The organism is Pseudomonas cichorii (assembly GCF_019719005.1).
Taxonomy (GTDB): domain Bacteria; phylum Pseudomonadota; class Gammaproteobacteria; order Pseudomonadales; family Pseudomonadaceae; genus Aquipseudomonas; species Aquipseudomonas cichorii_E.
The window spans coordinates 66,017-89,672 of the sequence record NZ_JAIGPJ010000001.1 but is presented as its reverse complement, the minus strand read 5'-3'; the positions used below and the strand labels follow the sequence as shown (position 1 = coordinate 89,672).

Genomic DNA, 23,656 nt, shown 5'->3' with positions numbered 1-23,656 from the left:
TCAGCCCTCGTGAATCCGCTGCTTGAAGGTCCGCACGATGGCATGCACGCCGGGTTCGTACTGATCGTTTTCGATGGCGGCCAGTGCCAGTTGCAGGGCCTTTTCGGCAATCAACTGATGTTGCTGGGCCATGGCATTGACCGGCAGCGGCAGGAAGTCCAGCAACTGGGTGTCACCGAAAGTGCCCAGGTGTAATTGCGCCGGATTGAGTGACTGGCTTTGCAGCACATCGAAAACACCTTGTAGCAACACGTAGGACGTAGTGATCAGTGCATCTGGCAAGTGCCCCAGGCGTTGCAGCATGTCACTCATCAGACGCTGGCCGCACTCGCGGCTGAACGCCTCGCCATGTTCGATCGTGGTCGTGCCGGTAAAGCCGCCGAGCGCATGCCGGAAACCGTCGGCACGCGACTGGCTGACGCTTAGTTCAGGGCGCGCACCCAGTAAGGCAATGTGTTCGGGATTCGTCTGTAACAGGCTGCGGGTCAGCTGCAGGCTGGCGTCGTGGTCATCGCTGACCACCGAGCAGAAGAACTCGGCGTTCATTTCCCGGTCAATGGCGATGATCGGCAGGCCTTTGTTCTGCAGTTCGCGGTAACTGTCGTTACTGGCGGGCAGGCAACTGGCGACCAGCAACGCATCGCAGCGTCGGGCACGAAAGACCTGCAGCAGTTGCAGTTCGCTGGCAGGATCGTCGTCGGAGCTTGCGATCAGCAACTGATAGCCGCGGGCGCGGGCGCCTTGCTCCAGCAGCTTGGCGATACGGGCGTAACTGGGGTTTTCCAGGTCCGGCAGTATGAAGCCCAGGGTACGGCTGTGACGGGTACGCAAGCCTGCGGCTTGAGGGTTGGGGCGGAAGTCATGTTCTTCGACCACCGCCCTCACACGCTCGACGGTCGAGGGGCTGATGCGTTGCTGTTCGGCCTTGCCATTGATTACGTAACTGGCTGTGGTGACGGAGACACCTGCCAGACGCGCAATATCGCTGAGTTTCACGCGAAAAGTTCCTTTTCGTGGTTGTCTCGTATCAACGAGGAGTTTCGCTGATCGCGGAGCATCTTTACACCAGACCATAGGGGATGCCCAAGTGCTCGGTGTATTTTGAGACGCCTCCTACAGCTATCGGACCGACTGGGCTTCAACGAGAGGCCATAATCGAGTAACGTGCCGTGCAATTGTAGATTAAACGATTCAGCAAGCTGATATTTGCTGCAAATCAGGATGAAATTGCCATCCGACAGGCAGCACTTTCATCTCCCAGGCTGTCGATCACTCAATGGTCGTCATTAAAACAAGAATCAGGTAGCGCTATGGCGCTGCACAGGAGTCAGGACATGCTCGAACTTTCTCTGGAGCAAATATCCATGGGCCGCACGGCTGTGGATAAGTCGGGCGCGTTGCAACTGATCGCCGACCATCTGGTCGCTGACGGTCTGGTTGCCGAGGGTTACCTCAACGGGCTGATGAATCGCGAGCAGCAAGGTTCTACCTTTCTTGGCCAAGGCATCGCAATCCCCCATGGCACCCCTGAAACCCGCGATCTGGTGTTCAGTACCGGCGTGCGCCTGATGCAATTCCCTGAAGGTGTGGATTGGGGTGACGGGCAAATCGTTTACCTGGCCATCGGTATTGCTGCCAAGTCGGACGAGCACTTGCGACTGCTGCAACTGCTGACCCGCGCCTTGGGTGAAGCGGACCTTGGTCAGGCTCTGCGTGAGGCGAAAACCCCGGAAGACCTGCTGCGGCTCTTGCAGGGCGCACCTCAGGAACTGGCCCTTGACGCACAGATGATCAGCCTCGGCGTATCGGCCGACGATTTTGAAGAACTGGTCTGGCGCGGTGCGCGACTGCTGCGCCGGGCCGATTGCGTCAATAACGGTTTTGCCGCGATTCTCCAGCAGGTCGAAGCCCTGCCGCTGGGTGATGGCCTGTGGTGGCTGCACAGCGAGCAGACGGTCAAGCGTCCTGGCCTTGCCTTCGTGACACCGGACAAACCTCTGCGCTATCTGGGCCAACCCCTGACGGGACTGTTCTGCCTGGCCAGCCTCGGGGAAGCTCACCAGACACTGCTTGAGCGCCTGTGCTCGCTGTTGATCGAAGGGCGTGGTCACGAACTGGGCCATGCCACCAACAGCCGCGTCATCCTGCAAGCTCTGGGCGGTGAATTGCCAGCTGAGTGGCCGACCCGGCAGATTGGCCTGGCCAACGCCCACGGCCTGCATGCCCGTCCAGCCAAGGTGCTGGCGCAACTGGCCAAGGAATTTGAAGGCGAGATTCGTGTGCGCGTGGTGGAAACCGGCGAAACCGCCGTGTCGGCCAAGAGCCTGAGCAAGTTGCTCAGCCTCGGCGCACGTCGCGGACAGACGCTGGAATTCATCGCGGAACCGACTGTTGCAGACGACGCTTTGCCTGCCTTGCTGGCGGCTGTAGAACAAGGCTTGGGTGAAGAAGTCGAGCCATTGCCGGTCGCAAGCGAGCCGCAAGCCGCGCCACAAAAAGCGGCTGTGGCCAAGGCCGTGGCTGCACCTCTTGATGGAGCGGTGCTGCAAGCCGTCTCGGCCTCGCCGGGCATTGCCATCGGGCCTGCTCATATTCAAGTGCTGCAAGCCTTCGATTATCCAGAGCAGGGCGAGTCTGTAGCTGCCGAGCGTGAGCGCCTGCAACAGGCTCTGGCCGAAGTGCGCCGGGATATCGGAAACCTGATCCAGCGCAGCAAGGCCAAGGCCATTCGCGAAATTTTCATCACCCATCAGGAAATGCTCGATGACCCGGAGCTGGGCAGCGAGACCGAACTGCGCCTGAACAAGGGTGAAAGCGCCGCTGCCGCCTGGGCCGGAGTGATCGATGCCGCCGCTTCCCAGCAAGAGCAGTTGAATGATGTGCTGCTGGCCGAGCGTGCTGCTGATCTGCGGGATGTCGGGCGCCGTGTGCTGGCGCAAATCTGTGGCGTCGAAACCGTTGCCGCTCCTGATGAACCTTACATTCTGGTGATGGATGAAGTCGGCCCGTCCGACGTGGCGCGACTGGACCCGGCGCATGTCGCGGGCATCCTCACCGCTCGGGGTGGCGCAACGGCGCATAGCGCGATCGTGGCCCGTGCCCTGGGTATTCCGGCGCTGGTGGGAGCTGGTGATGAAGTATTGCAACTCAAGCCGGGCACCGTTCTGCTGCTCGATTGCCAGCGGGGTCGTCTGACTGTCGCGCCGGATGAGTCGGTCCTGCAGCGTGCCGTACAGGACCGCGATGCCCGTGAACAGCGTCTCAAGGCTGCAGCCGCCTCGCGCATGGAGCCTGCAGTGACTCGCGATGGTCATGCCGTCGAAGTCTTCGCCAACATCGGCGACAGCACCGGCACTCCGGCAGCGGTAGAGCAGGGCGCCGAAGGCATCGGCCTGCTGCGCACCGAATTGCTGTTCATGGCTCATTCCCAGGCACCGGACGAAGCGACTCAGGAAGCCGAATACCGTCGCGTGCTCACCGATCTGGGCGGTCGACCTCTGGTGGTCCGTACTCTTGACGTCGGCGGTGACAAACCGTTGCCGTACTGGCCCATCGACAAGGAAGAAAACCCGTTCCTCGGTGTGCGCGGCATTCGCCTGACCCTGCAACGCCCGGACGTGATGGAAAGCCAGTTGCGCGCCTTGCTGCGCTCAGCCGACAGCGGCCCGCTGCGCATCATGTTTCCCATGATCGGCACCGTTGAAGAGTGGCGTCAGGCCCGTGACATGACTCAGCGCCTGCGTGAAGAAATCCCGGTCAGCGATCTGCAACTGGGCATCATGATCGAGGTTCCGTCAGCGGCGTTGCTGGCACCGGTACTGGCCAGGGAAGTGGACTTCTTCAGCGTCGGCACCAATGACCTGACCCAATACACCATGGCCATCGACCGTGGTCATCCAACTCTTTCCGCTCAGGCGGACGGCTTGCACCCGAGCGTGCTGCAACTGATCGACATGACCGTGCGTGCCGCCCATGCCAATGGCAAGTGGGTGGGTGTCTGCGGCGAGCTGGCGGCGGACCCGCTGGCGGTGCCGGTACTGGTCGGGCTGGGTGTGGATGAGTTGAGCGTTTCGGCGCGCAGCATTGGCGAGGTCAAGGCTTGCGTACGTGAGCTGGAACTGAGCACCGCTCAAAAACTGGCGCAACAGGCGCTGACGGCAGGCAGCGCAGCCGAAGTGCGTGCGCTGGTGGAGGCTTTGTAATGGCGAAAATTCTTACCCTGACCATGAACCCGGCGCTGGACTTGACCGTGCAGTTGTGCCAGCTGGAGCTCGGACAGGTCAATCGCAGTGACGCCATGCTCAGCCATGCGGCCGGCAAGGGCCTGAACGTGGCTCAAGTGCTGGCCGATCTGGGGCATGAGCTGACCGTGGCCGGGTTTCTCGGCATCGATAATCAACAGCCGTTCGAGTCCCTGTTCACCCGGCGTGGTTTTGTCGACGAGTTCGTGCGCGTGCCGGGCGAAACCCGCAGCAACATCAAACTGGCCGAAGGCAGTGGTCGCATCACGGATTTGAACGGCCCTGGCCCGCAGGTCAGCGAAGCGGCCCAGCAAGCCCTGTTCGCCAGGGTCGAGCAGATTGCCCCCGGTTTCGATGCCGTGGTGGTCGCTGGCAGCCTGCCTCGTGGCGTAACGCCCGAGTGGCTGCAAAAGCTCTTGCTCATGCTGAAGAACCTTGGTCTCAAGGTGGCGCTGGACAGCAGCGGCCTGGCCTTGCGTGCCGGTCTTGCGGCAGGCCCCTGGCTGATCAAGCCCAACACTGAAGAACTGGCCGATGCGCTCGATGCACCGATCATCTCCATTGCTGCCCAGGCCGAAGCGGCGACTCGCCTGCGCGCCCAGGGCATCGAGCATGTGGTGATTTCCCAAGGTTCCGAAGGTGTTCACTGGTTCAGTTCCGGCACCGCGCTGCATTCGCTGCCCCCGAAAGTCACCGTCGCCAGCACCGTAGGCGCCGGGGATTCTCTGCTGGCAGGCATGGTTCACGGTTTGCTCGGCGGCCATGAACCACAGAAAACCTTGCGCACGGCGACCGCGATTGCCGCCATGGCAGTGACCCAGATCGGTTTCGGCATTACCGATGCCGCCCAACTCAAACGACTTGAAAGCGGCGTCACTGTACGCAGCCTGACAGAACAATAAGAGAGGATCGTGATGAAGTTAGCCATTGTAACGGCCTGCCCGAACGGCAAGGTCAGCAGCGTCCTCAGCGCACGCTTGCTCGATGCGGCAGCCCAGCGTCAGGGTTGGGAAACCAGCGTCGAAGTCGTGGACCCGAACAAGCCCGAACAACACCTTTCGGCGCTGGATATCGAAGCAGCCGATCTGGTGCTGGTGGTCAATACCGGCCCGCTGGACCTGAGCCGTTTTGTCGGCAAGCGCCTGTTCCAGGACACGCCCGCTCATGCCTTGCAGGATGTGGACGGTTTCCTGAAGCGCGCCGCCGAGGATGCTCAAGTCTATACCGCGCCTGTGGCCGATGAGGCTGTCGCCGTCGGCAGCTCCGGCAGCCAGCCGCGCATTGTCGCGATTACTGCTTGTCCGACCGGCGTTGCGCACACCTTCATGGCGGCCGAGGCGATTCAGCAGGCTGCCAAGCGTCTGAACTACGACCTGCAAGTGGAAACCCAGGGTTCGGTCGGGGCGCGCAACCCGCTCAGCCCGCAAGCCATTGCCGATGCGGATGTGGTGCTGCTGGCAACGGACATCGAGGTCAATACCGATCGTTTTGCAGGCAAGAAAATCTACCGCTGCGGCACCGGCATTGCCCTCAAGCAATCCGATGCAACCTTGAAAAAAGCCTTGGCTGAGGGGCAGGTCGAGTCGGCTGATGAAGTGACCAAGTCACCGTCCAGAAAAGAAGGGACCGGCGTCTACAAACACTTGCTGACCGGCGTTTCGTTCATGCTGCCGATGGTGGTGGCGGGTGGTCTGCTGATTGCGCTGTCGTTCGTGTTCGGCATCAAGGCTTATGAGCAAGAGGGAACTCTGGCGGCAGCCTTGATGAAGATCGGCGGTGAGTCGGCATTCAAACTGATGGTGCCGTTGCTCGCGGGTTACATCGCATACTCCATCGCCGACCGTCCAGGTCTGGCTCCGGGCATGATCGGCGGCTTGCTGGCCAGTACGTTGGGCGCGGGCTTCATCGGCGGTATCGTGGCCGGTTTCCTGGCGGGCTATAGCGCGTGGTTGATCAATCGCTACGCACGCTTGCCAGCCAGTGTCGAAGCACTCAAGCCGATTCTCATCATTCCGTTGCTGTCGAGTCTGTTCACCGGCCTGGTCATGATCTATGTGGTGGGTCAGCCGGTTGCGGGCATGCTCGCCAGCCTGACCACTTTCCTGGACAGCATGGGCACCACCAACGCGATTCTGTTGGGCGTGCTGCTGGGCGCAATGATGTGTGTGGATCTGGGCGGGCCGATCAACAAGGCTTCCTATGCGTTTTCCGTAGGCCTGCTGGCATCCCAGAGTTATGCGCCCATGGCGGCGGCGATGGCTGCCGGTATGGTGCCGCCGATCGGCATGGGCATCGCCACGATCCTGGCGCGCCGCAAGTTCGCGCAGAGCGAGCGTGAGGCTGGCAAGGCCGCGTTCGTGCTGGGGCTGTGTTTCATTTCCGAAGGCGCGATTCCTTTTGCCGCCAAGGACCCGCTGCGGGTGATTCCTGCCAGCGTGATAGGCGGAGCGCTGACTGGCGCACTGTCGATGTACTTCGGCTGCAAGCTGATGGCGCCCCATGGCGGTCTGTTCGTGATGCTGATCCCCAACGCCATCAACCATGCGTTGCTGTATCTGCTGGCCATTGTCGTGGGCAGCGTGGCGACCGGCGTGATCTACGCAGTGCTCAAACGGCCTGAAGCGGTAGAGATGGAGCTGGCCAAAGCCACCGCCTGATACGTGGGCGTTGGCTGTCATATCCCTCCAACATTGGCCTGCTAGGTTTCCCCTTTCGCATCTTGAAAGGGGTTAACCATGAGCCAGTTCGATCTCAAGCGTCGTCGTGTGATTCAGGCTGTCGGAGCCGGCTTTCTGTTGCCGGGCCTGGCACCGGCAGTGATTGCTTCGGTGCAGGATCGCCCGAAGATGACCGACGGTGTGCAGTCCGGTGATCTGCTGGGTGATCGGGCGATGGTCTGGAGCCGCAGCGATCGGCCATCGCGCATGGTGGTCGAATGGGACACCCGCAGCATGTTCCCCAATCCGCGTCGGCTGGTGTCGGCGCTTGCCGATCAGCGCACCGACTTCACGGCCCGGGTCGAACTGAGCGGCCTGCCTGTGGATCAGGCGATCTTCTACCGTGTTCATTTCGAGGATGCCCAGTCGGGTGTGGCCAGCGAGCCCTGGTTCGGCCATCTGCGCAGCATGCCGCAACAGCGTCGCGACATCCGTTTCGTGTGGAGTGGCGACACCGTCGGCCAGGGCTTCGGCATCAACCCTGACATTGGCGGCATGCGTATCTACGAAGCCATGCGCCTGCGCTTGCCTGACTTCTTTATCCATAGTGGCGACACGATTTACGCCGACGGACCGATCCCGGAGCAGATCACGACCGAAGGCGGACGTATCTGGCGCAACATCACCAGCGAAGCGAAAAGCAAGGTTGCCGAGACTCTGGACGAGTATCGCGGCAACTACCGCTACAACCTGATGGATGAAAACCTGCGCCGCTTCAATGCCGAGGTGCCGCAGATCTGGCAGTGGGACGACCACGAAGTCACCAACAACTGGTCGCCCAGCAAACAGCTGGATGATCGCTACAAGGTCAAGGACATCCAGTTGCTGTCGGCTCGCGGGCGGCAGGCCTTTCTGGAGTATGCACCCATGCGTTTGCAGCAGGCCGATAACGGCGGGCGCATCTACCGTAAAATCCCTTATGGCCCGATGCTCGATGTGTTCGTGCTGGACATGCGCAGTTATCGTGATGGCAATGACGCCAACCTTGCAGACAAACCGGGGCCGACCACGGCCTTTCTGGGCCGAGAGCAACTGGACTGGCTCAAGCGCGAACTCAAGGCCTCCAAGGCGCAATGGAAGGTTATCGCGGCAGACATGCCCATTGGTCTTGGTGTCCCGGACGGCGAAGTCAGCCCCGGTGTGGCGCGCTGGGAGGCCATCGCTAACGGTAACGATGGCCAGGCCCTGGGGCGCGAACTGGAAGTGGCTGAATTGCTGGCGTTCATGCGGGCACAAAAGATCCGCGATTGCGTCTGGCTGACCGCCGATGTGCATTATTGCGCTGCGCATCACTATCAACCGGACCTTGCGGTGTTTCAGGATTTTGACCCGTTCTGGGAGTTCGTGGCCGGGCCGCTCAATGCCGGCAGCTTCGGTCCCAACCCACTGGACAAGACCTTCGGCCCGGAGCTGGTCTTCCAGAAAGCCCCGCCCGCCCAGAACACCTCGCCCTTTGCAGGCTTCCAGTTCTTCGGGGAAGTGAACATCGATGGCCAGACCGCAGAAATGACCGTAACCCTGCGGGATCTGGATGGAGTGTCAGTGTTTGAGCGCAAGTTGCAGCCTGTGGTTTAGTTTGTCGTTGCCATGTGTGCTTTCGTGGGAGGGGCCTTGGCCGCGACAGCGCCCTGAAGTGCGCCCCAAAGGTTGGATGGGTGTCCAACTTTTGGGGCGCACCTCACATGATGTCGTCGCGGCCAAGGCCCCTCCCACAATGTGCTTGGAACGCCAGGAACTGAAATTCCTTGCAACACCTTCACTCCCTGCTGGCTTATGATGAGGGACCTAACGACAGGACCAGGTCTGCGGCATGCTGGCTATTTTTCTTGAAACCCTGAACATCACCGCGCCTGTATTTGCCATGCTGTTCCTGGGGGTGATCCTCAAGCGCATCCATGCGATCAATGATGGCTTTATCGTCGTGGCTTCGGGACTGGTGTTCAACGTCACCATGCCGGCTCTGCTGTTTCTGGGGATCATTCACGCCAATCTGAATGAAGCGTTGCAACCCAAGCTGCTGATTTTCTTCAGCGTTGCGACCCTGCTGAGTTTCGCGGTCACCTGGGGCTGGGCGATCTGGCATTGCCCCCCTGAAGATCGGGGGGTGTACGTCCAGGGCGCGTTTCGTGGCAACAATGGCGTGGTGGGCCTGGCGCTGGCCGCCAGTATGTATGGGGCGTACGGTATTTCCCTGGGTGCGATTCTCGCGGCATTGGTGATCGTGTTCTACAACGCGCTTTCGACCATTGTGCTGGCGGTCTACAGCCCGGTGATCAAGTCCGACCCGTGGAGTATCTTCAAGAGTGTGCTGGCCAATCCACTGATCATCAGTGTCATCGCTGCCTCGCCTTTCGCCTATTTCGGCATCGGCCTGCCCAAATGGCTGGAAACCTCCGGCAGCTATCTGGCGCAGATGACCCTGCCGCTGGCGTTGATCTGTATCGGCGGCACGCTGTCGCTGGCGTCCTTGCGCAAAAGCGGTGCGTTGGCGATCAGTGCGAGCATGGTGAAAATGGTCTGGCTGCCACTGATCTGCACCTTTGCAGCGTGGCTGGTGGGCTTTCGCGGTGCGGAGCTTGGAATTCTGTTCCTGTATTTCGGCAGCCCGACGGCGGCGGCCAGTTACATCATGGCCCGCACGGCCAACGGCAATTACGAGCTGGCCGCCGCAATCATCGTCATCACCACGCTGGCGGCGGCTGTGACAACCAATATCGGGATCTTCCTGTTGCAGTGGGGCGGCTGGATCTAGTCGTCCGTCAATGTTGACGCCGCCAGGCCTTCACGATGCCAAAGGCTACTGCGATCCCCAGCAGCGGCAGGATGAACTGGAGCATCAGGTGCTCAAGCCTTTCGGCCAACAGCATGCCAGTACTGAACGACACGATATGCAGCCCGTAAGTCAGATATAACGCCAACAGCAGCAGCCCTTCGAAGCGGGTGATGCGATAACCGGCGTAAAACAGCGGCAGGCAGAGCACGGCGACGCCGAGCATGATCGGCAGGTCGAAAACCAGCGCGTTGGGGGATATCGACAACGGCACTGGCGAGATCAGCGCGGTCGCGCCCAGCACGCCCAGCAGATTGAACAGGTTGCTGCCGATCACGTTGCCCACCGCGATATCCCGCTCGCCGCGCAGGGCTGCGATCAGGGACGTCATCAGAGCGGGCAGGGACGTGACGATGGCCATCAGCGTCAGGCCGATTATCCTCTCTGAAAGCCCCAGATTGATCGCGACCACCACCGCAGCATCCACCAGCAGATGACCGCCGAACGCCAGCAACAGCAGGCCGCTGGTCAGCAGGGCGATACAGGTCAGTGAGCGTGGTTTTTCAGTGCTGTGGGTGTGCCCGTGACGTGCGCCATGACTGGCCTGGCGCAGGACGATGAACAGGCAGCCCAGCATCGTGCCCAGCAGCAGCACCCCGTCGAGCTTGCTGAACTCACCATTCCAGGACAGACCGATGACCAGCAGACTGGCCCCGATCATCAGCGGAATATCGATGCGCAGCACCTGACGGGCGACTCGCAGGGGAATGATCAGGGCACACAGGCCCAGAATCACCAGCACATTGAAGATATTGCTGCCGATGACGCTGCCCACGGCAATGTCGGTGCTTTCGGAGAAGGCGGCTTGCAGGCTGACGGCCATCTGGGGCGCGCTGCTGCCCAGTGCGACGACCGTCAGGCCGATGATCAGCGGTCGAATCCTGAGGATCGAGGCCAGGCGCACGGCAGCGCGCACTGATAATTCTGCGCCGATCAGCAACAGCAGAAGACCACTCACCAACTGGATGAGCGCGGGGGCGGGAAGGGTCGATAGCTGGATAATTCGGGCTGTCCTCAGTCGAGGCTCTGGACGCGCACTGGCGCGGTTCCGCTGCGCAGCATGCCCAGTTGTTCGGCAGCTTCGCGGGATACGTCGATCAGCCTGCCTCGTACATGAGGGCCGCGATCGTTGATGCGCACGACGACGGTCTTGTCGTTGTCGAGGTTGGTGACCTTGACGCGGGTGCCGAAAGGCAGCTCGCGATGAGCAGCAGTCAAGGCATTCTGATTGAAGGGTTCGCCACTGGCGGTACGCTTGCCGTGATGTCGGGCACCGTAATACGAAGCGCGACCGGTTTCGTCGTAGCCGTGGGGATCGATGTCATGACTGGCGCAACCGGCCAGAAGGGTGAACAGGGAACAGGCAGTGGCAAGTCGGCGCATGGGTCTAATCCTGTGATGCCTGTTTATGTGGGAGCGGATTCATTCGCGAAAAGCCCGGTGAAGACTTTCGCGAATAAATTCGCTCCTACGGCTTGGGTCAGCCTTCGAGCTTGGCCTTCAGCAGTTCGTTCACTTGCTGCGGGTTGGCCTTGCCTTTGGAGGCTTTCATTGCCTGACCGACGAAGAAACCGAACATCTTGCCGCGCTTGGCTTCGTCTGCGGCGCGGTACTGTTCGACCTGTTCGGCATTGGCGGCGAGCATTTCGTCGAGCATCGATTCGATGGCGCCGCTGTCTGTAACCTGTTTCAGGCCACGTTTTTCGATGACTTCGTCGGCGCTGCCTTCACCATTGGCCATGGCCTCGAACACCATCTTGGCGATCTTGCCGGAAATGGTGTTGTCCAGGATGCGCTTGAGCATGCCGCCCAGTTGCTCGGCACTGACTGGTGATTCTTCGATTTCCAGGCCTTGCTTGTTCAGCAGGCTGCCCAGCTCGACCATGACCCAGTTGGCTGCCAGCTTGGCGTCGCCGCCGATGCTCACAACCTGCTCGAAGTAATCGGCCTGCTCGCGGCTGGAAGCCAGCACGCTTGCATCGTAGGCCGACAGACCGAACTGGCTCTGGAAGCGCTCGCGTTTCTGTGGCGGCAATTCCGGCAGGGTGGCGCGGGTTTCGTCGAGGAACGAGTCTTCGATGATCACCGGCAACAGGTCCGGATCGGGGAAGTAACGGTAGTCGTTGGCTTCCTCCTTGCTGCGCATGGCGCGGGTTTCGTTGGTGTTCGGGTCGTACAGGCGAGTTTGCTGGATGACCTTGCCACCGTCTTCGATCAGATCGATCTGGCGCTGGATCTCGCTGTTGATCGCCTTCTCGATGAAGCGGAACGAGTTGACGTTCTTGATCTCGCAGCGTGTACCGAACTCGACCTGGCCCTTGGGGCGAATCGACACGTTGCAGTCGCAACGCAGCGAGCCTTCGGCCATGTTGCCGTCGCAGATGCCCAGGTAACGAACCAGCGCGTGGATGGCCTTGACGTAAGCCACGGCTTCCTTGGCGCTGCGCATGTCCGGTTCCGAAACGATTTCCAGCAGCGGCGTACCGGCGCGGTTCAGATCGATGCCGGTCATGCCGCTGTAGTCTTCGTGCAGGCTCTTGCCCGCATCCTCTTCCAGATGAGCGCGGGTGATACCGATGCGCTTGACCGTGCCGTCCTCAAGGGTGATGTCCATATGGCCCTTGCCGACGATCGGCAATTCCATCTGGCTGATCTGGTAGCCCTTGGGTAGGTCCGGATAGAAGTAGTTCTTGCGGGCGAATACGTTGTGCTGACCGATTTCGGCATTGACCGCCAGGCCGAACTTGACGGCCATGCGCACGGCTTCCTTGTTGAGCACCGGCAACACGCCCGGCATGCCCAGATCCACAAGGCTGGCCTGGGTGTTGGGCTCGGAGCCGAACGTGGTGGCGCTACCGGAGAAAATCTTCGATTGGGTCGAAAGCTGGGTGTGAATTTCCAGCCCGATGACGACTTCCCATTGCATATAAGTTGCTCCTCAGAAGCCTTCAGGTGTGCGTGTGTGCCAGTCAGTGACTTGCTGATACTGATGGGCCACATTCAACAGACGGCCTTCCTGGAAATACGGCGCAAGCAATTGCACACCGACCGGCAGGCCGTCGACGAAGCCTGCAGGCATGGACAAGCCCGGCAGACCCGCGAGGTTGGCGGTGATGGTGTAGAAGTCTTCCAGATACGCAGAAACCGGATCGTTGTTCTTGGCACCGATTTTCCAGGCCGGGTTTGGCGTGGTCGGGCCGAGAATCACGTCGACTTCGGCGAAGGCGTTCATGAAGTCGTTCTTGATCAGGCGTCGAATCTTCTGCGCTTGCAGGTAGTAGGCGTCGTAGTAGCCAGCCGACAGGGCGTAGGCACCGACCATGATGCGGCGCTGTACTTCAGGGCCGAAGCCTTCGGCGCGGGAGCGCTTGTACAGGTCGGTCAGGTCTTTTGGCTCTTCGCAGCGATAGCCGAAGCGTACGCCGTCGAAGCGCGACAGGTTGGACGAAGCTTCTGCCGGAGCGATGACGTAATAGGCCGGAATTGCATGCTGGTTGTTCGGCAGGCTGATTTCCTTGACGATCGCGCCGAGCTTTTCCAGCTCCTTGACGGTTTCGTGTACCAGCTGTGCGATGCGAGGGTCCAGACCTGCGCTGAAGTACTCTTTCGGAAGGCCGACGCGCAGGCCCTTGAGCGAGGTATTGAGGCTGGCGGAGTAATCCGGCACAGGCTCATCAATGCTGGTGGAGTCCTGCGGATCGAAGCCGGCCATGCCTTGCAGCAGCAGGGCACAGTCTTCGGCAGTGCGGGCCATGGGGCCAGCCTGATCGAGGCTGGACGCGTAGGCGATCATGCCCCAGCGGGAAACGCGACCGTAGGTCGGTTTCAGGCCGGTCAGGTTGGTCAGTGCGGCTGGCTGGCGAATCGAGCCGCCGGTGTCGGTGCCGGTGGCCGCAGGCAACAGGCGTGCCGCAACGGCAGCCGCCGAACCGCCGGACGAACCGCCAGGCACGTGTTCCAGATCCCACGGGTTTTTCACTGCGCCGTAGTAGCTGGACTCGTTGGCCGAACCCATGGCGAATTCGTCCATGTTGGTCTTGCCAAGGGTCACGGTGCCCGCTGCTGCCAGTCGGGCAACCACGGTGGCGTCATACGGTGCCTTGAAGTTGTCGAGCATGCGCGAGGCGCAACTGGTGCGGATGCCCTGGGTGCAGAACAGGTCCTTGTGCGCCAGAGGCGCGCCCAGCAGAGCGCCGTTCTCACCGGCAGCGCGACGTGCGTCGGCGGCCTGGGCCTGAGTGATCGCCAGGTCTTCGGTGAGGGTGATGAAGCTGTTGAGCTGAGGGTCGAGCTGCGCGATGCGCGCCAGCAGGACACGGGTCAGTTCTTCGGAAGAAAACTTTTTATCGGCGAGTCCGCGGGCGATCTCGGCCAGAGTCATTTGATGCATGCAGGCTCTTTCCCTTACTCGATGACTTTCGGAACCAGATAAAGCCCGTCCTGGACCGCTGGTGCGATGGCTTGGTAAGTGTCGCGACGATTGTGCTCGGTAACGGCGTCTTCGCGCAGGCGCTGGGAAGCTTCCAGCGGGTGTGCCAGAGGTTCGATGCCTGTGGTATCGACCGCTTGCATCTGATCGACCAGCCCAAGAATGCTGTTAAGTGCTTCGGTAGTACGCGGGATATCGGCGTCATCCAGGCCCAGTCGGGCCAGATGGGCGATCTTTTCCACGTCGGAGCGTTCAAGCGCCATGGGGTATCTCCAGTGGAATGCCGGCTGATCGGTCTGCCAGCAAATTGCGGAACACCACCGCATTTATGCGGTCTTAAAGCCGCTAATGTCGCGGGGTGTGTTCAGAAAACCGCCAATTTAACATATTGGCTCCTTGCCCAAAATCCCTGTCGTTGTTAGAGTTTGCCGCACTTTTTTACCCACGCGTTCCCTAGGGTCCCATATCCCATGTTCAAGAAACTGCGTGGCATGTTTTCCAGTGATCTTTCCATCGACCTGGGCACTGCCAACACCCTTATTTACGTGCGTGAGCGCGGTATCGTTCTGAATGAACCTTCTGTAGTTGCAATTCGTACTCATGGCAACCAGAAGAGTGTCGTGGCTGTCGGTACAGAAGCCAAACGTATGCTGGGCCGTACTCCAGGCAACATCGCAGCCATTCGTCCAATGAAAGACGGCGTTATCGCCGACTTCAGCGTGTGCGAAAAGATGCTGCAGTATTTCATCAACAAGGTTCACGAAAACAGCTTTCTGCAGCCCAGCCCTCGCGTGCTGATCTGCGTGCCGTGCAAGTCCACTCAGGTCGAGCGTCGCGCCATTCGCGAATCGGCTCTGGGCGCCGGTGCCCGTGAAGTATTCCTGATCGAAGAGCCTATGGCCGCTGCCATCGGTGCCGGTCTGCCGGTTGAAGAAGCACGTGGTTCGATGGTCGTCGATATCGGTGGTGGTACCACTGAAATCGCTCTGATCTCGCTCAACGGCGTGGTCTATGCCGAATCCGTACGTGTCGGCGGCGACCGCTTCGACGAAGCGATCATCACTTATGTGCGTCGCAACTACGGCAGCCTGATCGGTGAATCCACCGCAGAGCGCATCAAGCAGGAAATCGGCACAGCCTATCCGGGCGGCGAAGTTCGTGAAGTCGACGTGCGCGGCCGTAACCTGGCCGAAGGCGTTCCACGTGCCTTCACCCTCAACTCCAATGAAGTGCTCGAAGCCCTTCAGGAGTCTCTGGCGACTATCGTTCAGGCCGTCAAGAGCGCCCTGGAGCAATCTCCGCCAGAGCTGGCTTCCGATATCGCCGAGCGCGGTCTGGTCCTGACCGGTGGTGGCGCACTGCTGCGCGACCTGGACAAGCTGCTGGCCCAGGAAACCGGTCTGCCGGTCATCGTTGCCGAAGACCCGCTGACCTGTGTGGCGCGTGGTGGTGGCCGTGCGCTGGAAATGATGGATAAGCACACCATGGATCTGCTCTCCAGCGAGTAATTCGCCGGCGCGCTGTTCATAGGGTCTTTTGTATGCAGGTAGCGCTTGTGCTACCTGTATGCGTCAGGCTGACGCCGAAACAAGGTGCCTATTTCTTTCATCTGTCCAGGCCGGTTCATACCCCATGAATAACAGCCAATTGAAGCTTGATCCGTTGATCGCATGCCCGGGAGGAGCGGCCTATTAAACCGCTTTTCGCAAAAGGCCCATCGCTGGGCGTACGTCTTCTGGTGCTCGTCGTGCTGTCGGTCGCGTTGATGGTGGTGGACGCACGCTTCACGATCCTCAAGCCCGTGCGCAGCCAGATGTCGCTGGTATTGATGCAGACCTACTGGATCGTCGATCTGCCGCAGCGCATGTTTCAGGGCGTTGCCAGCCAGTTCGGCAGCCGTACCGAGCTGATCGCCGAAAACGAGAAACTCAAGACCGAAACCCTGCTCCTGCAAGGTCGCCTGCAAAAGCTGGCGGCACTGACCGAGCAGAACGTTCGCCTGCGCGAGTTGCTCAACTCTTCGGCGCTGGTCAACGAGAAGGTAGAAGTCGCCGAACTGATCGGCATGGACCCGAACCCCTTCACCCACCGCATCATCATCAACAAGGGCGAGCGCGATGGCGTGGTCCTGGGGCAGCCGGTGCTCGACGCCCGTGGCCTGATGGGGCAGGTGGTCGAACTGATGCCCTATACCTCCCGTGTCCTGTTGCTGACGGACACCACCCACAGCATTCCCGTACAGGTCAATCGCAACGGTCTGCGCGCCATTGCCAGCGGCACCGGTAACCCGGAACGCCTGGAATTGCGGCATGTGGCGGATACCGCTGACATCAAGGAAGGCGACCTGCTGGTGAGTTCCGGCCTCGGTCAGCGTTTCCCGGCGGGTTATCCGGTAGCGACAGTCAAGGAAGTCATTCATGACTCCGGGCAGCCGTTTGCCATTGTGCGCGCCGTTCCTACTGCTGCCTTGAATCGCAGTCGCTATCTGCTGCTGGTGTTCTCCGATGGTCGTTCGCCGGAAGAGCGCGCTGCCGACGCGGCGCAGGCCCAGGAATCCCTCGACAAGGGCCTTGAGCCGACCGTCGCGCCAACGCTCCCGCCGCTATCACCGGCTTTCCCGATGGTGCCGATGCCAACGGTCCCATCGTTCCCGACCGGCACCACACATGCCAGACCGGCTGCCCAGGGTACTTCGGCTCCGGCTGCAACCCCGGCGCCGGCAACCCAGCAAGCCCCGGCGCGGCCTGCTGCAAGGCCTGCCACGTCACAGCCTCCTGCGTCTGCACCTTCCAACTCTCGGGAGCGAATCGATGGTTAGTCATGTTTCCGGGCGCAATGGCTGGGTGGTCTGGCTCACCTTCGCCATCGGCCTGTTGCTGAGCATTTCGCCACTGCCGCAGTTCATGGAAATCTTTCGTCCGCTGTGGCTGGCGTTGCTTCTGAGTTTCTGGGTTCTGGCCCTGCCGCATAAAGTCGGTATGACCACGGCCTGGTTGCTGGGCTTGATGGAAGACGTGCTATACGGCAACTATCTGGGTCAGAACGCGCTGATCCTGACGTTGATCGCTTTTCTGGTCATGTCTTTGCAGCAGCGTCTGCGCATGTTCCCCATGTGGCAGCAATGCCTGGTGTTGCTGGTGGTCTTTGGTCTGGCGCAGCTTGTGCAACTGTGGATCAGTGCCCTGAACGGCAATCGACAGCCAACCCTGGCGCTCGTGCTGCCCGCACTGGTCAGTGCCTTGTTGTGGCCATGGGTGAGTTATGGTCTGCGTGGGTTGAGCAAGCGTTTGAAAATCAACTAAGCGCAGCGTGAGCGCAGGACTGCGTCGTGCTGCGCTTATCGTCACAGACACGGAGATGTCCTTATGCCCTTGCTCTATCTGGCCTCTGGCTCACCGCGCCGGCGTGAACTGCTCACTCAGATCGGTGTGCCTTTCACTGCGCTGAGTGCGCAAATCGACGAAACTCCTCTCAACGATGAAGCCCCGACGGCCTATGTCGAGCGTCTGGCGCGTGGCAAGGCCGCGGCCGGTCTGGCCTTGCTGGGCGATGAAGACGCTTGCGTGCTGGGTGCCGATACCGCTGTGGTGCTTGATGGTCGCATTCTGGGCAAGCCGGTGGATCAGGCCGATGCGCTGGCAATGCTGGCTGCGCTGTCCGGGCGTGAACATCAGGTACTGACCGCCATTGCGCTGGTCGATCACCAGCGCAGCGAGGCTCGCATCGTGACCAGCCGCGTGCGCTTTCGCCCTGTCGAACCCCATGAAGCCCGGACCTACTGGGCCAGCGGCGAGCCGCAGGACAAGGCGGGCAGTTATGCTGTCCAAGGCCTTGCAGCGATTTTCGTCGAAGAGCTGCATGGCAGCTATTCTGGAGTCGTTGGGCTACCTCTGTGCGAAACCGCAGAACTGCTGGGCAGTTTCGGCATACCCTGTTGGCAATGCCTGGAAGGTGAAAAGCCATGAGTGAAGAGATTCTGATCAATATCACCCCGATGGAGTCGCGGGTGGCAGTGGTGGAAAACGGTGTCCTGCAAGAGGTCCATGTCGAGCGGACCCAGCGTCGCGGCATCGTCGGCAATATCTACAAAGGCAAGGTGGTGCGGGTGCTGCCCGGCATGCAGGCCGCGTTCATCGATATCGGTCTGGATCGTGCAGCCTTCATTCATGCGTCGGAAATCTCCATGCGTGAAGGCCCGGCAGTGGAAACCATCAGTTCCCTGGTCCATGAAGGCCAGAGTCTGGTCGTGCAAGTCACCAAGGACCCGATTGGCAGCAAGGGCGCACGCCTGACCACGCAACTGTCGATTCCGTCGCGCTATCTGGTGTACATGCCGCGCACGGCTCACGTGGGCATTTCCCTGAAAATCGAGGACGAGGGCGAGCGCGAGCGACTCAAGAAGGTCGTCAGCGATTGCGTGGCACTGGAAGGTATCAAGGAAGCAGGCGGTTTTATCCTGCGCACCGCCGCCGAAGGTGCGGGCGCCGACGAAATCCTCATGGACATCCGTTATCTGCGCAGGCTGTGGGACCAGATTGGCGAACAGATCAAGACCATCAGCCCGCCCAACGTGATCTACGAGGATCTTGGCCTGGCGCTGCGCACACTGCGCGACCTGGTCAGCCCGCGTATCGAGAAGATCCGTATCGACTCCCGGGAAACCTTCCAGAAAACCACGCAGTTCGTGGCCGAGCTGATGCCGGAAATCGCCGACCGTCTGGAACATTACCCCGGTGAACGTCCGATCTTTGACCTGTACGGCGTGGAAGACGAAATCCAGAAGGCGCTGGAGCGCAAGGTGCCGCTCAAGTCGGGTGGCTATCTGGTGGTCGACCCTGCCGAGGCCATGAGCACCATCGACGTCAACACCGGCGCGTTCGTCGGCCATCGCAATCTGGAAGAAACCATTTTCAAGACCAACCTGGAGGCCGCGACGGCCATTGCGCGGCAACTGCGTCTGCGCAATCTGGGCGGCATCATCATCATCGACTTTATCGATATGGAAGATGGCGAGCACCAGCGTCAGGTCCTGCGCACCCTGGAAAAACAGCTGGAGCGTGATCACGCCAAGACCAACATCATCGGTATCACCGAGCTGGGTCTGGTGCAGATGACCCGCAAGCGCACCCGTGAAAGTCTGGAGCAAGTGCTGTGCGAGCCCTGCCACTGCTGTCAGGGACGCGGCAAGCTCAAGACGCCGGAAACCATCTGTTACGAGATTTTCCGCGAGATCCTGCGCGAGGCCAGGGCCTATCAGGCGGTGGGTTATCGGGTACTGGCCAACCAGCGCGTGGTTGACCGGTTGCTCGATGAAGAGTCGGGCAATGTGGCGGAACTGGAGAGCTTTATCGGACGCACCATTCGTTTTCAGGTAGAAACCATGTATTCACAGGAACAATATGACGTGGTGCTGCTCTGAAGTTGCTCGTGTCGTGAAAGCCTGATGCCCACGACGACGAGCCGTACGCCCTTATAACGAGAATGATGCGTGGTAAATGAGCAAAACCTGTACCGGGCCGCACCTGCACTATTGAGCCGGGTTCATTTCAGCAACGCTGACTGGCTGGCTTTATTGCGGAGGGCTCTCTGAATGGAGCGTCTGTCCCGTTTCTTTTCTGCCCTGACTCGCTGGGGGCTTGGTCTTTGCGCGCTGGCGCTGATTCTGGCTGCCTTGTATGTCAGCCTCGGGCGTCAGTTGATGCCGATGGTCGCCGAGTATCGGGTCGATGTGGAAACCCGTGCCAGTGCGGCGCTCGGCATGCCGTTGAGCATCGGCAGTCTGGAAGGAAGCTGGAGCGGGTTCTCTCCGGTGCTGGTTGCCCATGATGTGATGGTGGGCGAGGGCGCCAGTGCCTTGCGTCTTGATCAGGTCACGGTATTGCCTGATATCTGGGACAGCCTGAAGTCCCGAAATGTGCGTATCGCTCATCTTGAGGTCGGCGGCCTGCAGGTCATTCTCAAGCAGGACAAGGACGGGGCCTGGGCAGTCCAGGGGCTGCCTGTCCAGGACAACGCCTCCCTCGATCCCGAGAAGCTGCTCAACCAGATGCAGATTGTGTCGCGCCTGTCGCTGCTCGACAGCCAGGTGACACTGCAGCCTTTCGACGAATCGCCGCTGACCCTTACTTATGTCAACTTCACTCTGCTCACCGGCAGCTATCATCAGCGCCTCGATGCGCGCATGACCCTTCCGGACGGCCAGCCGCTGAGCCTGAACCTGCGCTCGCGAATCCAGGCCAGCCAGTGGAAGGACGGCGAAGCCGATCTGTATCTGAGCCTGCCTCAGAGCGATTGGGCCAAGTGGCTACCCAAGGCCCTGACCCGTGAATGGAAGGTTTCCACGCTCAAGACCGGTGGCGAGTTCTGGCTGAGCTGGGGCAAGGGGACTGTTCAAAGCGGTGTCGCACGTCTCAATGCACCGCAGATCAAAACGGGTTATGCCGAGCGCAAGCCCGCAGTCATCGACAATCTGGCCCTCAATGCCTGGTTCCAGCGCAGCGATACAGGTTTTGACCTGACGCTGGATTCGCTGGCCATGAGTCTGGGCAAGGATCGCTGGGAAAGCCGTTTGAAGCTGACCCAGACGGTTGCCAGCGATGGCCAGGAAGAACTCTGGCATGTGCAGGCCGACAGGCTGGATCTGACACCGGTCACGCCGCTGCTCGATTCCGTCGCGCCGCTACCGGAAGGTTTTCGCGCGGCGCTCAACAATCTCAAGGCTAGCGGTGGACTGCGCAATGTGCTGCTCGATTACCGGCCTCAGGCGGTGGGCGACAAGCGTCTGAGCTTTGCTGCCAATCTGGACAAGGTGGGTTTCAATGCCTATCACGGCGCTCCGGCAGCCGGAAACGTCAGTGGCGCCATCAGCGGTGATCTGGGGCAGGGCGAACTGCGTCTGGCCACCGATGACTTCATGCTGCACCTGGACCCGATCTTCAAGAATCCATGGCATTACCTGAAAGCCAACGCACGCCTGACCTGGAAGCTGGATGATCAGGGCTTCACCCTCATCGCACCGTACATCAAGGTGCTGGGGGAAGAGGGCAAGATTGCCGCCGACTTCCTGATCCGTCTGCATTTCAACCACGATCAGGAAGACTACATGGACCTGCGGGTCGGCATGGTCGATGGCGATGGTCGCTACACCGGCAAGTACCTGCCAGCCGTGCTGAGCCCGGAACTGGACAAGTGGTTACGCACGGCGGTAGTGGGCGGTGCAGTCAATCAGGGCTATTTCCAGTATCAGGGTTCGCTTAACCATGGTTCGCCGGATACGGCCCGCGTCATCAGTCTGTTTTTCGATGTGCATGACGCCACTCTGGACTTCCAGCCGGGCTGGCCATCGCTCAAGGGCGTCGATGGTCAGGTCTATGTGGAAAACAGCGGCGTGAGGGTCAAGGCCAGTAAGGGGCAATTGCTCAATACCCAAGTCAGCAAAGTCGTGGTGAACATTCCCCACGTTCCGGCCGGGCAGCCGAGTCATCTGCTGGTGGATGGCGAATTTGCCGGCACTGTGGCCGACGGCATGAAGATTCTCCAGGAAGCGCCCATCGGCACCGGCAGCACCTTTGCGGGCTGGCAGGGCGAAGGGCCGCTCAAGGGCAAGCTGAAGCTGGATATCCCGCTGGCCAAGGGAGTTGAACCCAAGGTCGCGGTGGATTTCAGTACTGAAGGCGCACGCCTGAAGATCGCCGATCCGGTGCTGGAGCTGACTCAGCTCAAAGGCGATTTCCGCTTCGACAGTGCCAAGGGTGTAAGCGGCAAGGGGATTCGTGCCCAAGTGTTTGATCGCCCGGTGACGGCCGAGGTCTTTGCCGAAGGCAAGCCTGGCGCCAACGTGACTCGTGTCGCTGGCAGCGGGCAGGTGGCACTGAAAAAACTCACCGAATGGCTGGGCATCACTCAGCCGTTGCCGGTTTCAGGCGACTTGCCTTATCAACTGCAACTGACCCTCAACGAGGGCGACAGCTCGTTGCTCATCAATTCCGGGCTCAAGGGCGTGACAGTCGATCTGCCGGCACCGTTCGGCAAGGCCGCCGAAGAAGAGCGTGACAGTGAGTTTCACATGACGCTGCAGGGGGCCGAGCGGCGCTTTGATGCAGCTTATGGCGGGTTGGCGAATCTGGCTTTTGCCACGCCGGCCGGCAAGCTGACCGAAGGGCGCGGAGAATTGTTTCTGGGCCAGGGTAACGCTGTGGTTCCCGATGCCAAGGGCTTGCGCATACGCGGCAACCTGTCGGAGCTGGACGTGGCGCCCTGGCAGGCCATTGCACAGCGCTATTCGGGTAACGATCCTGGCGGCAGTGCCAAGCAGTTGCTCAGTGGTGTGGACCTGCAGGTCGGCAAGCTGACGGCAATGGGCACGACTCTGGATCAGGTCCGGGTGCAGTTGCAGCGCAATGCCGCTGCCTGGGCGTTGTCTCTGGACAGCGCGCTGGTCAAGGGCTCGGCCACGTTGCCCGACAGCAAATCCGTACCCATTGGCATCGATCTGCTTTATGTGCGCTTGCCAGCTCCCGATCCAAACGCTGCCGTGGTCGAAAACCCGCCAGACCCACTGGCCGATGTCGACCCGAGCAAGATTCCCGCGACGGATATAAGGATTGCCCAGCTGTATCAGGGCGAGCAATTATTGGGGAGCTGGGCCTTGAAGATCAGGCCTTCGGCGACCGGACTTCGCTTGTCCGAAATGAATCTTGAACTCAAGGGTCTGTTGCTCAAGGGCGAGGGCAGTTGGGAAGGCGCGCCGGGCACCAGCAGCAGTTGGTTCAAAGGTCAGCTCAGTGGCAAGAATCTGGCTGACGTGCTCAAGGCATGGGGTTTTGCGCCCACGGTTACCAGCGAAAGCTTCGAGATGGACGCCGATGGCCGTTGGCCGGGTTCGCCTGCCTGGGTCGGGCTCAAGCGTTTCTCCGGTAGCCTGGACGCCACATTGCGTCAGGGGCAGTTCGTTGAAGTGGAAGGTGGCGCTCAGGCTTTGCGGGTGTTCGGCTTGCTGAACTTCAATTCCATTGGCCGTCGTCTGCGCCTGGACTTCTCCGACCTGCTGGGCAAAGGCCTGAGTTACGATCGGGTCAAAGGCTTGCTGGTGGCCAGTGACGGCGTTTACGTCACGCGCAAGCCTATTACCCTGACAGGGCCGTCGAGCAATCTTGAACTCAACGGCACGCTGGACATGGTGCGTGACCGGGTCGATGCCAAGCTGCTGGTGACCTTGCCGGTGACCAACAACCTGCCGATTGCCGCGCTGATTGTCGGTGCTCCGGCCATCGGTGGTGCGCTGTTTCTGGTGGACAAGTTGCTGGGCGATCGCGTTGCGCGTTTTGCCAGCGTGCAGTACAAGGTCGAAGGACCTTGGAAAGAACCGAAAATCACGTTCGACAAGCCTTTTGAAAAACCTCAATAGCGCGTCATGGAGTACAGTGGCGGCAGGCCATTT

Annotated in this window: 17 protein-coding genes; 11 read left to right on the top strand and 6 right to left on the bottom strand. The window is 60.5% G+C overall.

The features are described from left to right. Complete coding sequence (gene cra / locus K5D32_RS00440) at positions 1–996, bottom strand: catabolite repressor/activator (protein ID WP_221578344.1); 996 nt, start codon at positions 994–996, stop codon at positions 1–3. A gap of 338 nt (positions 997–1,334) precedes the next feature. Between cra and ptsP the strand changes: the two genes are divergently transcribed. The 5 genes from ptsP to K5D32_RS00415 all read left to right on the top strand — a co-directional run bounded on the left by ptsP (position 1,335) and on the right by K5D32_RS00415 (position 9,710). Beyond that, positions 1,335–4,202, top strand: coding sequence for a phosphoenolpyruvate--protein phosphotransferase (gene ptsP / locus K5D32_RS00435; RefSeq protein ID WP_221598987.1), 2,868 nt, complete (start codon positions 1,335–1,337; stop codon positions 4,200–4,202). Next, positions 4,202–5,143 carry a 1-phosphofructokinase gene (gene pfkB / locus K5D32_RS00430; protein ID WP_221598986.1) on the top strand — a complete coding sequence of 314 codons (942 nt, stop codon included), beginning with the start codon at positions 4,202–4,204 and terminating at the stop codon, positions 5,141–5,143. The genes ptsP and pfkB overlap by 1 nt, the downstream gene beginning before the upstream one ends. Before the next feature lie 12 nt (positions 5,144–5,155). Continuing rightward, positions 5,156–6,898 (top strand): PTS fructose-like transporter subunit IIB, encoded by a 1,743-nt coding sequence (locus K5D32_RS00425; RefSeq protein ID WP_221598985.1) that lies wholly within the window; start codon positions 5,156–5,158, stop codon positions 6,896–6,898. 78 nt (positions 6,899–6,976) lie between these two features. After that, complete coding sequence (locus tag K5D32_RS00420; RefSeq protein WP_221594006.1) at positions 6,977–8,533, top strand: alkaline phosphatase; 1,557 nt, start codon at positions 6,977–6,979, stop codon at positions 8,531–8,533. Between the two features lie 235 nt (positions 8,534–8,768). Beyond that, positions 8,769–9,710, top strand: a complete 942-nt coding sequence (locus K5D32_RS00415) for an AEC family transporter (RefSeq protein WP_221598984.1) — start codon at positions 8,769–8,771, stop codon at positions 9,708–9,710. Between the two features lie 7 nt (positions 9,711–9,717). Here the strand turns inward: K5D32_RS00415 and K5D32_RS00410 are convergent, their stop codons facing one another. The 5 genes from K5D32_RS00410 to gatC form a co-directional block, all read right to left on the bottom strand. Then, positions 9,718–10,749 (bottom strand): calcium/sodium antiporter, encoded by a 1,032-nt coding sequence (locus K5D32_RS00410; protein WP_221578349.1) that lies wholly within the window; start codon positions 10,747–10,749, stop codon positions 9,718–9,720. 53 nt (positions 10,750–10,802) lie between these two features. After that, a complete protein-coding gene (locus K5D32_RS00405) occupies positions 10,803–11,171 on the bottom strand; it encodes a septal ring lytic transglycosylase RlpA family protein (protein ID WP_025261800.1) in 369 nt (122 codons plus the stop codon). Positions 11,172–11,268: 97 nt separating this feature from the next. Further along, positions 11,269–12,714: an Asp-tRNA(Asn)/Glu-tRNA(Gln) amidotransferase subunit GatB gene (gatB, locus tag K5D32_RS00400; RefSeq protein WP_221578350.1), complete on the bottom strand. Its 1,446-nt coding sequence runs from the start codon at positions 12,712–12,714 to the stop codon at positions 11,269–11,271. Positions 12,715–12,726: 12 nt separating this feature from the next. After that, entirely contained in the window at positions 12,727–14,178 is a 1,452-nt protein-coding gene (gene gatA, locus K5D32_RS00395) for an Asp-tRNA(Asn)/Glu-tRNA(Gln) amidotransferase subunit GatA (RefSeq protein ID WP_221598983.1), read from the bottom strand. A 14-nt stretch (positions 14,179–14,192) separates the two neighbouring features. Beyond that, positions 14,193–14,480: an Asp-tRNA(Asn)/Glu-tRNA(Gln) amidotransferase subunit GatC gene (gene gatC, locus K5D32_RS00390; RefSeq protein WP_025261797.1), complete on the bottom strand. Its 288-nt coding sequence runs from the start codon at positions 14,478–14,480 to the stop codon at positions 14,193–14,195. Between the two features lie 207 nt (positions 14,481–14,687). Here gatC and mreB point away from each other — a divergent pair, with 207 nt between their 5' ends. The 6 genes from mreB (at position 14,688) to K5D32_RS00360 (ending at position 23,623) form a co-directional block, all read left to right on the top strand. Next, positions 14,688–15,725, top strand: coding sequence for a rod shape-determining protein MreB (mreB, locus tag K5D32_RS00385; RefSeq protein ID WP_002555108.1), 1,038 nt, complete (start codon positions 14,688–14,690; stop codon positions 15,723–15,725). A 230-nt stretch (positions 15,726–15,955) separates the two neighbouring features. Further along, positions 15,956–17,035, top strand: a complete 1,080-nt coding sequence (gene mreC / locus K5D32_RS00380) for a rod shape-determining protein MreC (protein WP_374107955.1) — start codon at positions 15,956–15,958, stop codon at positions 17,033–17,035. After that, a complete protein-coding gene (gene mreD, locus K5D32_RS00375) occupies positions 17,028–17,519 on the top strand; it encodes a rod shape-determining protein MreD (RefSeq protein WP_198723660.1) in 492 nt (163 codons plus the stop codon). Before mreC ends, mreD begins: the two co-directional genes overlap by 8 nt. Positions 17,520–17,582: 63 nt before the next feature. Continuing rightward, entirely contained in the window at positions 17,583–18,182 is a 600-nt protein-coding gene (locus K5D32_RS00370; RefSeq protein WP_221598982.1) for a nucleoside triphosphate pyrophosphatase, read from the top strand. After that, positions 18,179–19,636 (top strand): ribonuclease G, encoded by a 1,458-nt coding sequence (rng, locus tag K5D32_RS00365; RefSeq protein ID WP_025261793.1) that lies wholly within the window; start codon positions 18,179–18,181, stop codon positions 19,634–19,636. Before K5D32_RS00370 ends, rng begins: the two co-directional genes overlap by 4 nt. 171 nt (positions 19,637–19,807) lie before the next feature. Next, entirely contained in the window at positions 19,808–23,623 is a 3,816-nt protein-coding gene (locus K5D32_RS00360; protein ID WP_221598981.1) for a YhdP family protein, read from the top strand. Positions 23,624–23,656 lie beyond the last annotated feature (33 nt).

Bases quoted from the DNA above. Each gene is read 5' to 3' on its own strand.
- rng (WP_025261793.1), top strand. From the start codon at position 18,179: ATGAGTGAAGAGATTCTGATCAATATCACCCCGATGGAGTCGCGGGTG.
- pfkB (WP_221598986.1), top strand. From the start codon at position 4,202: ATGGCGAAAATTCTTACCCTGACCATGAACCCGGCGCTGGACTTGACC.
- gatA (WP_221598983.1), bottom strand. From the start codon at position 14,178: ATGCATCAAATGACTCTGGCCGAGATCGCCCGCGGACTCGCCGATAAA.
- ptsP (WP_221598987.1), top strand. From the start codon at position 1,335: ATGCTCGAACTTTCTCTGGAGCAAATATCCATGGGCCGCACGGCTGTG.
- K5D32_RS00405 (WP_025261800.1), bottom strand. From the start codon at position 11,171: ATGCGCCGACTTGCCACTGCCTGTTCCCTGTTCACCCTTCTGGCCGGT.
- K5D32_RS00360 (WP_221598981.1), top strand. From the start codon at position 19,808: ATGGAGCGTCTGTCCCGTTTCTTTTCTGCCCTGACTCGCTGGGGGCTT.
- gatB (WP_221578350.1), bottom strand. From the start codon at position 12,714: ATGCAATGGGAAGTCGTCATCGGGCTGGAAATTCACACCCAGCTTTCG.
- mreB (WP_002555108.1), top strand. From the start codon at position 14,688: ATGTTCAAGAAACTGCGTGGCATGTTTTCCAGTGATCTTTCCATCGAC.
- gatC (WP_025261797.1), bottom strand. From the start codon at position 14,480: ATGGCGCTTGAACGCTCCGACGTGGAAAAGATCGCCCATCTGGCCCGA.
- mreD (WP_198723660.1), top strand. From the start codon at position 17,028: ATGGTTAGTCATGTTTCCGGGCGCAATGGCTGGGTGGTCTGGCTCACC.
- K5D32_RS00370 (WP_221598982.1), top strand. From the start codon at position 17,583: ATGCCCTTGCTCTATCTGGCCTCTGGCTCACCGCGCCGGCGTGAACTG.
- K5D32_RS00420 (WP_221594006.1), top strand. From the start codon at position 6,977: ATGAGCCAGTTCGATCTCAAGCGTCGTCGTGTGATTCAGGCTGTCGGA.
- K5D32_RS00415 (WP_221598984.1), top strand. From the start codon at position 8,769: ATGCTGGCTATTTTTCTTGAAACCCTGAACATCACCGCGCCTGTATTT.
- K5D32_RS00425 (WP_221598985.1), top strand. From the start codon at position 5,156: ATGAAGTTAGCCATTGTAACGGCCTGCCCGAACGGCAAGGTCAGCAGC.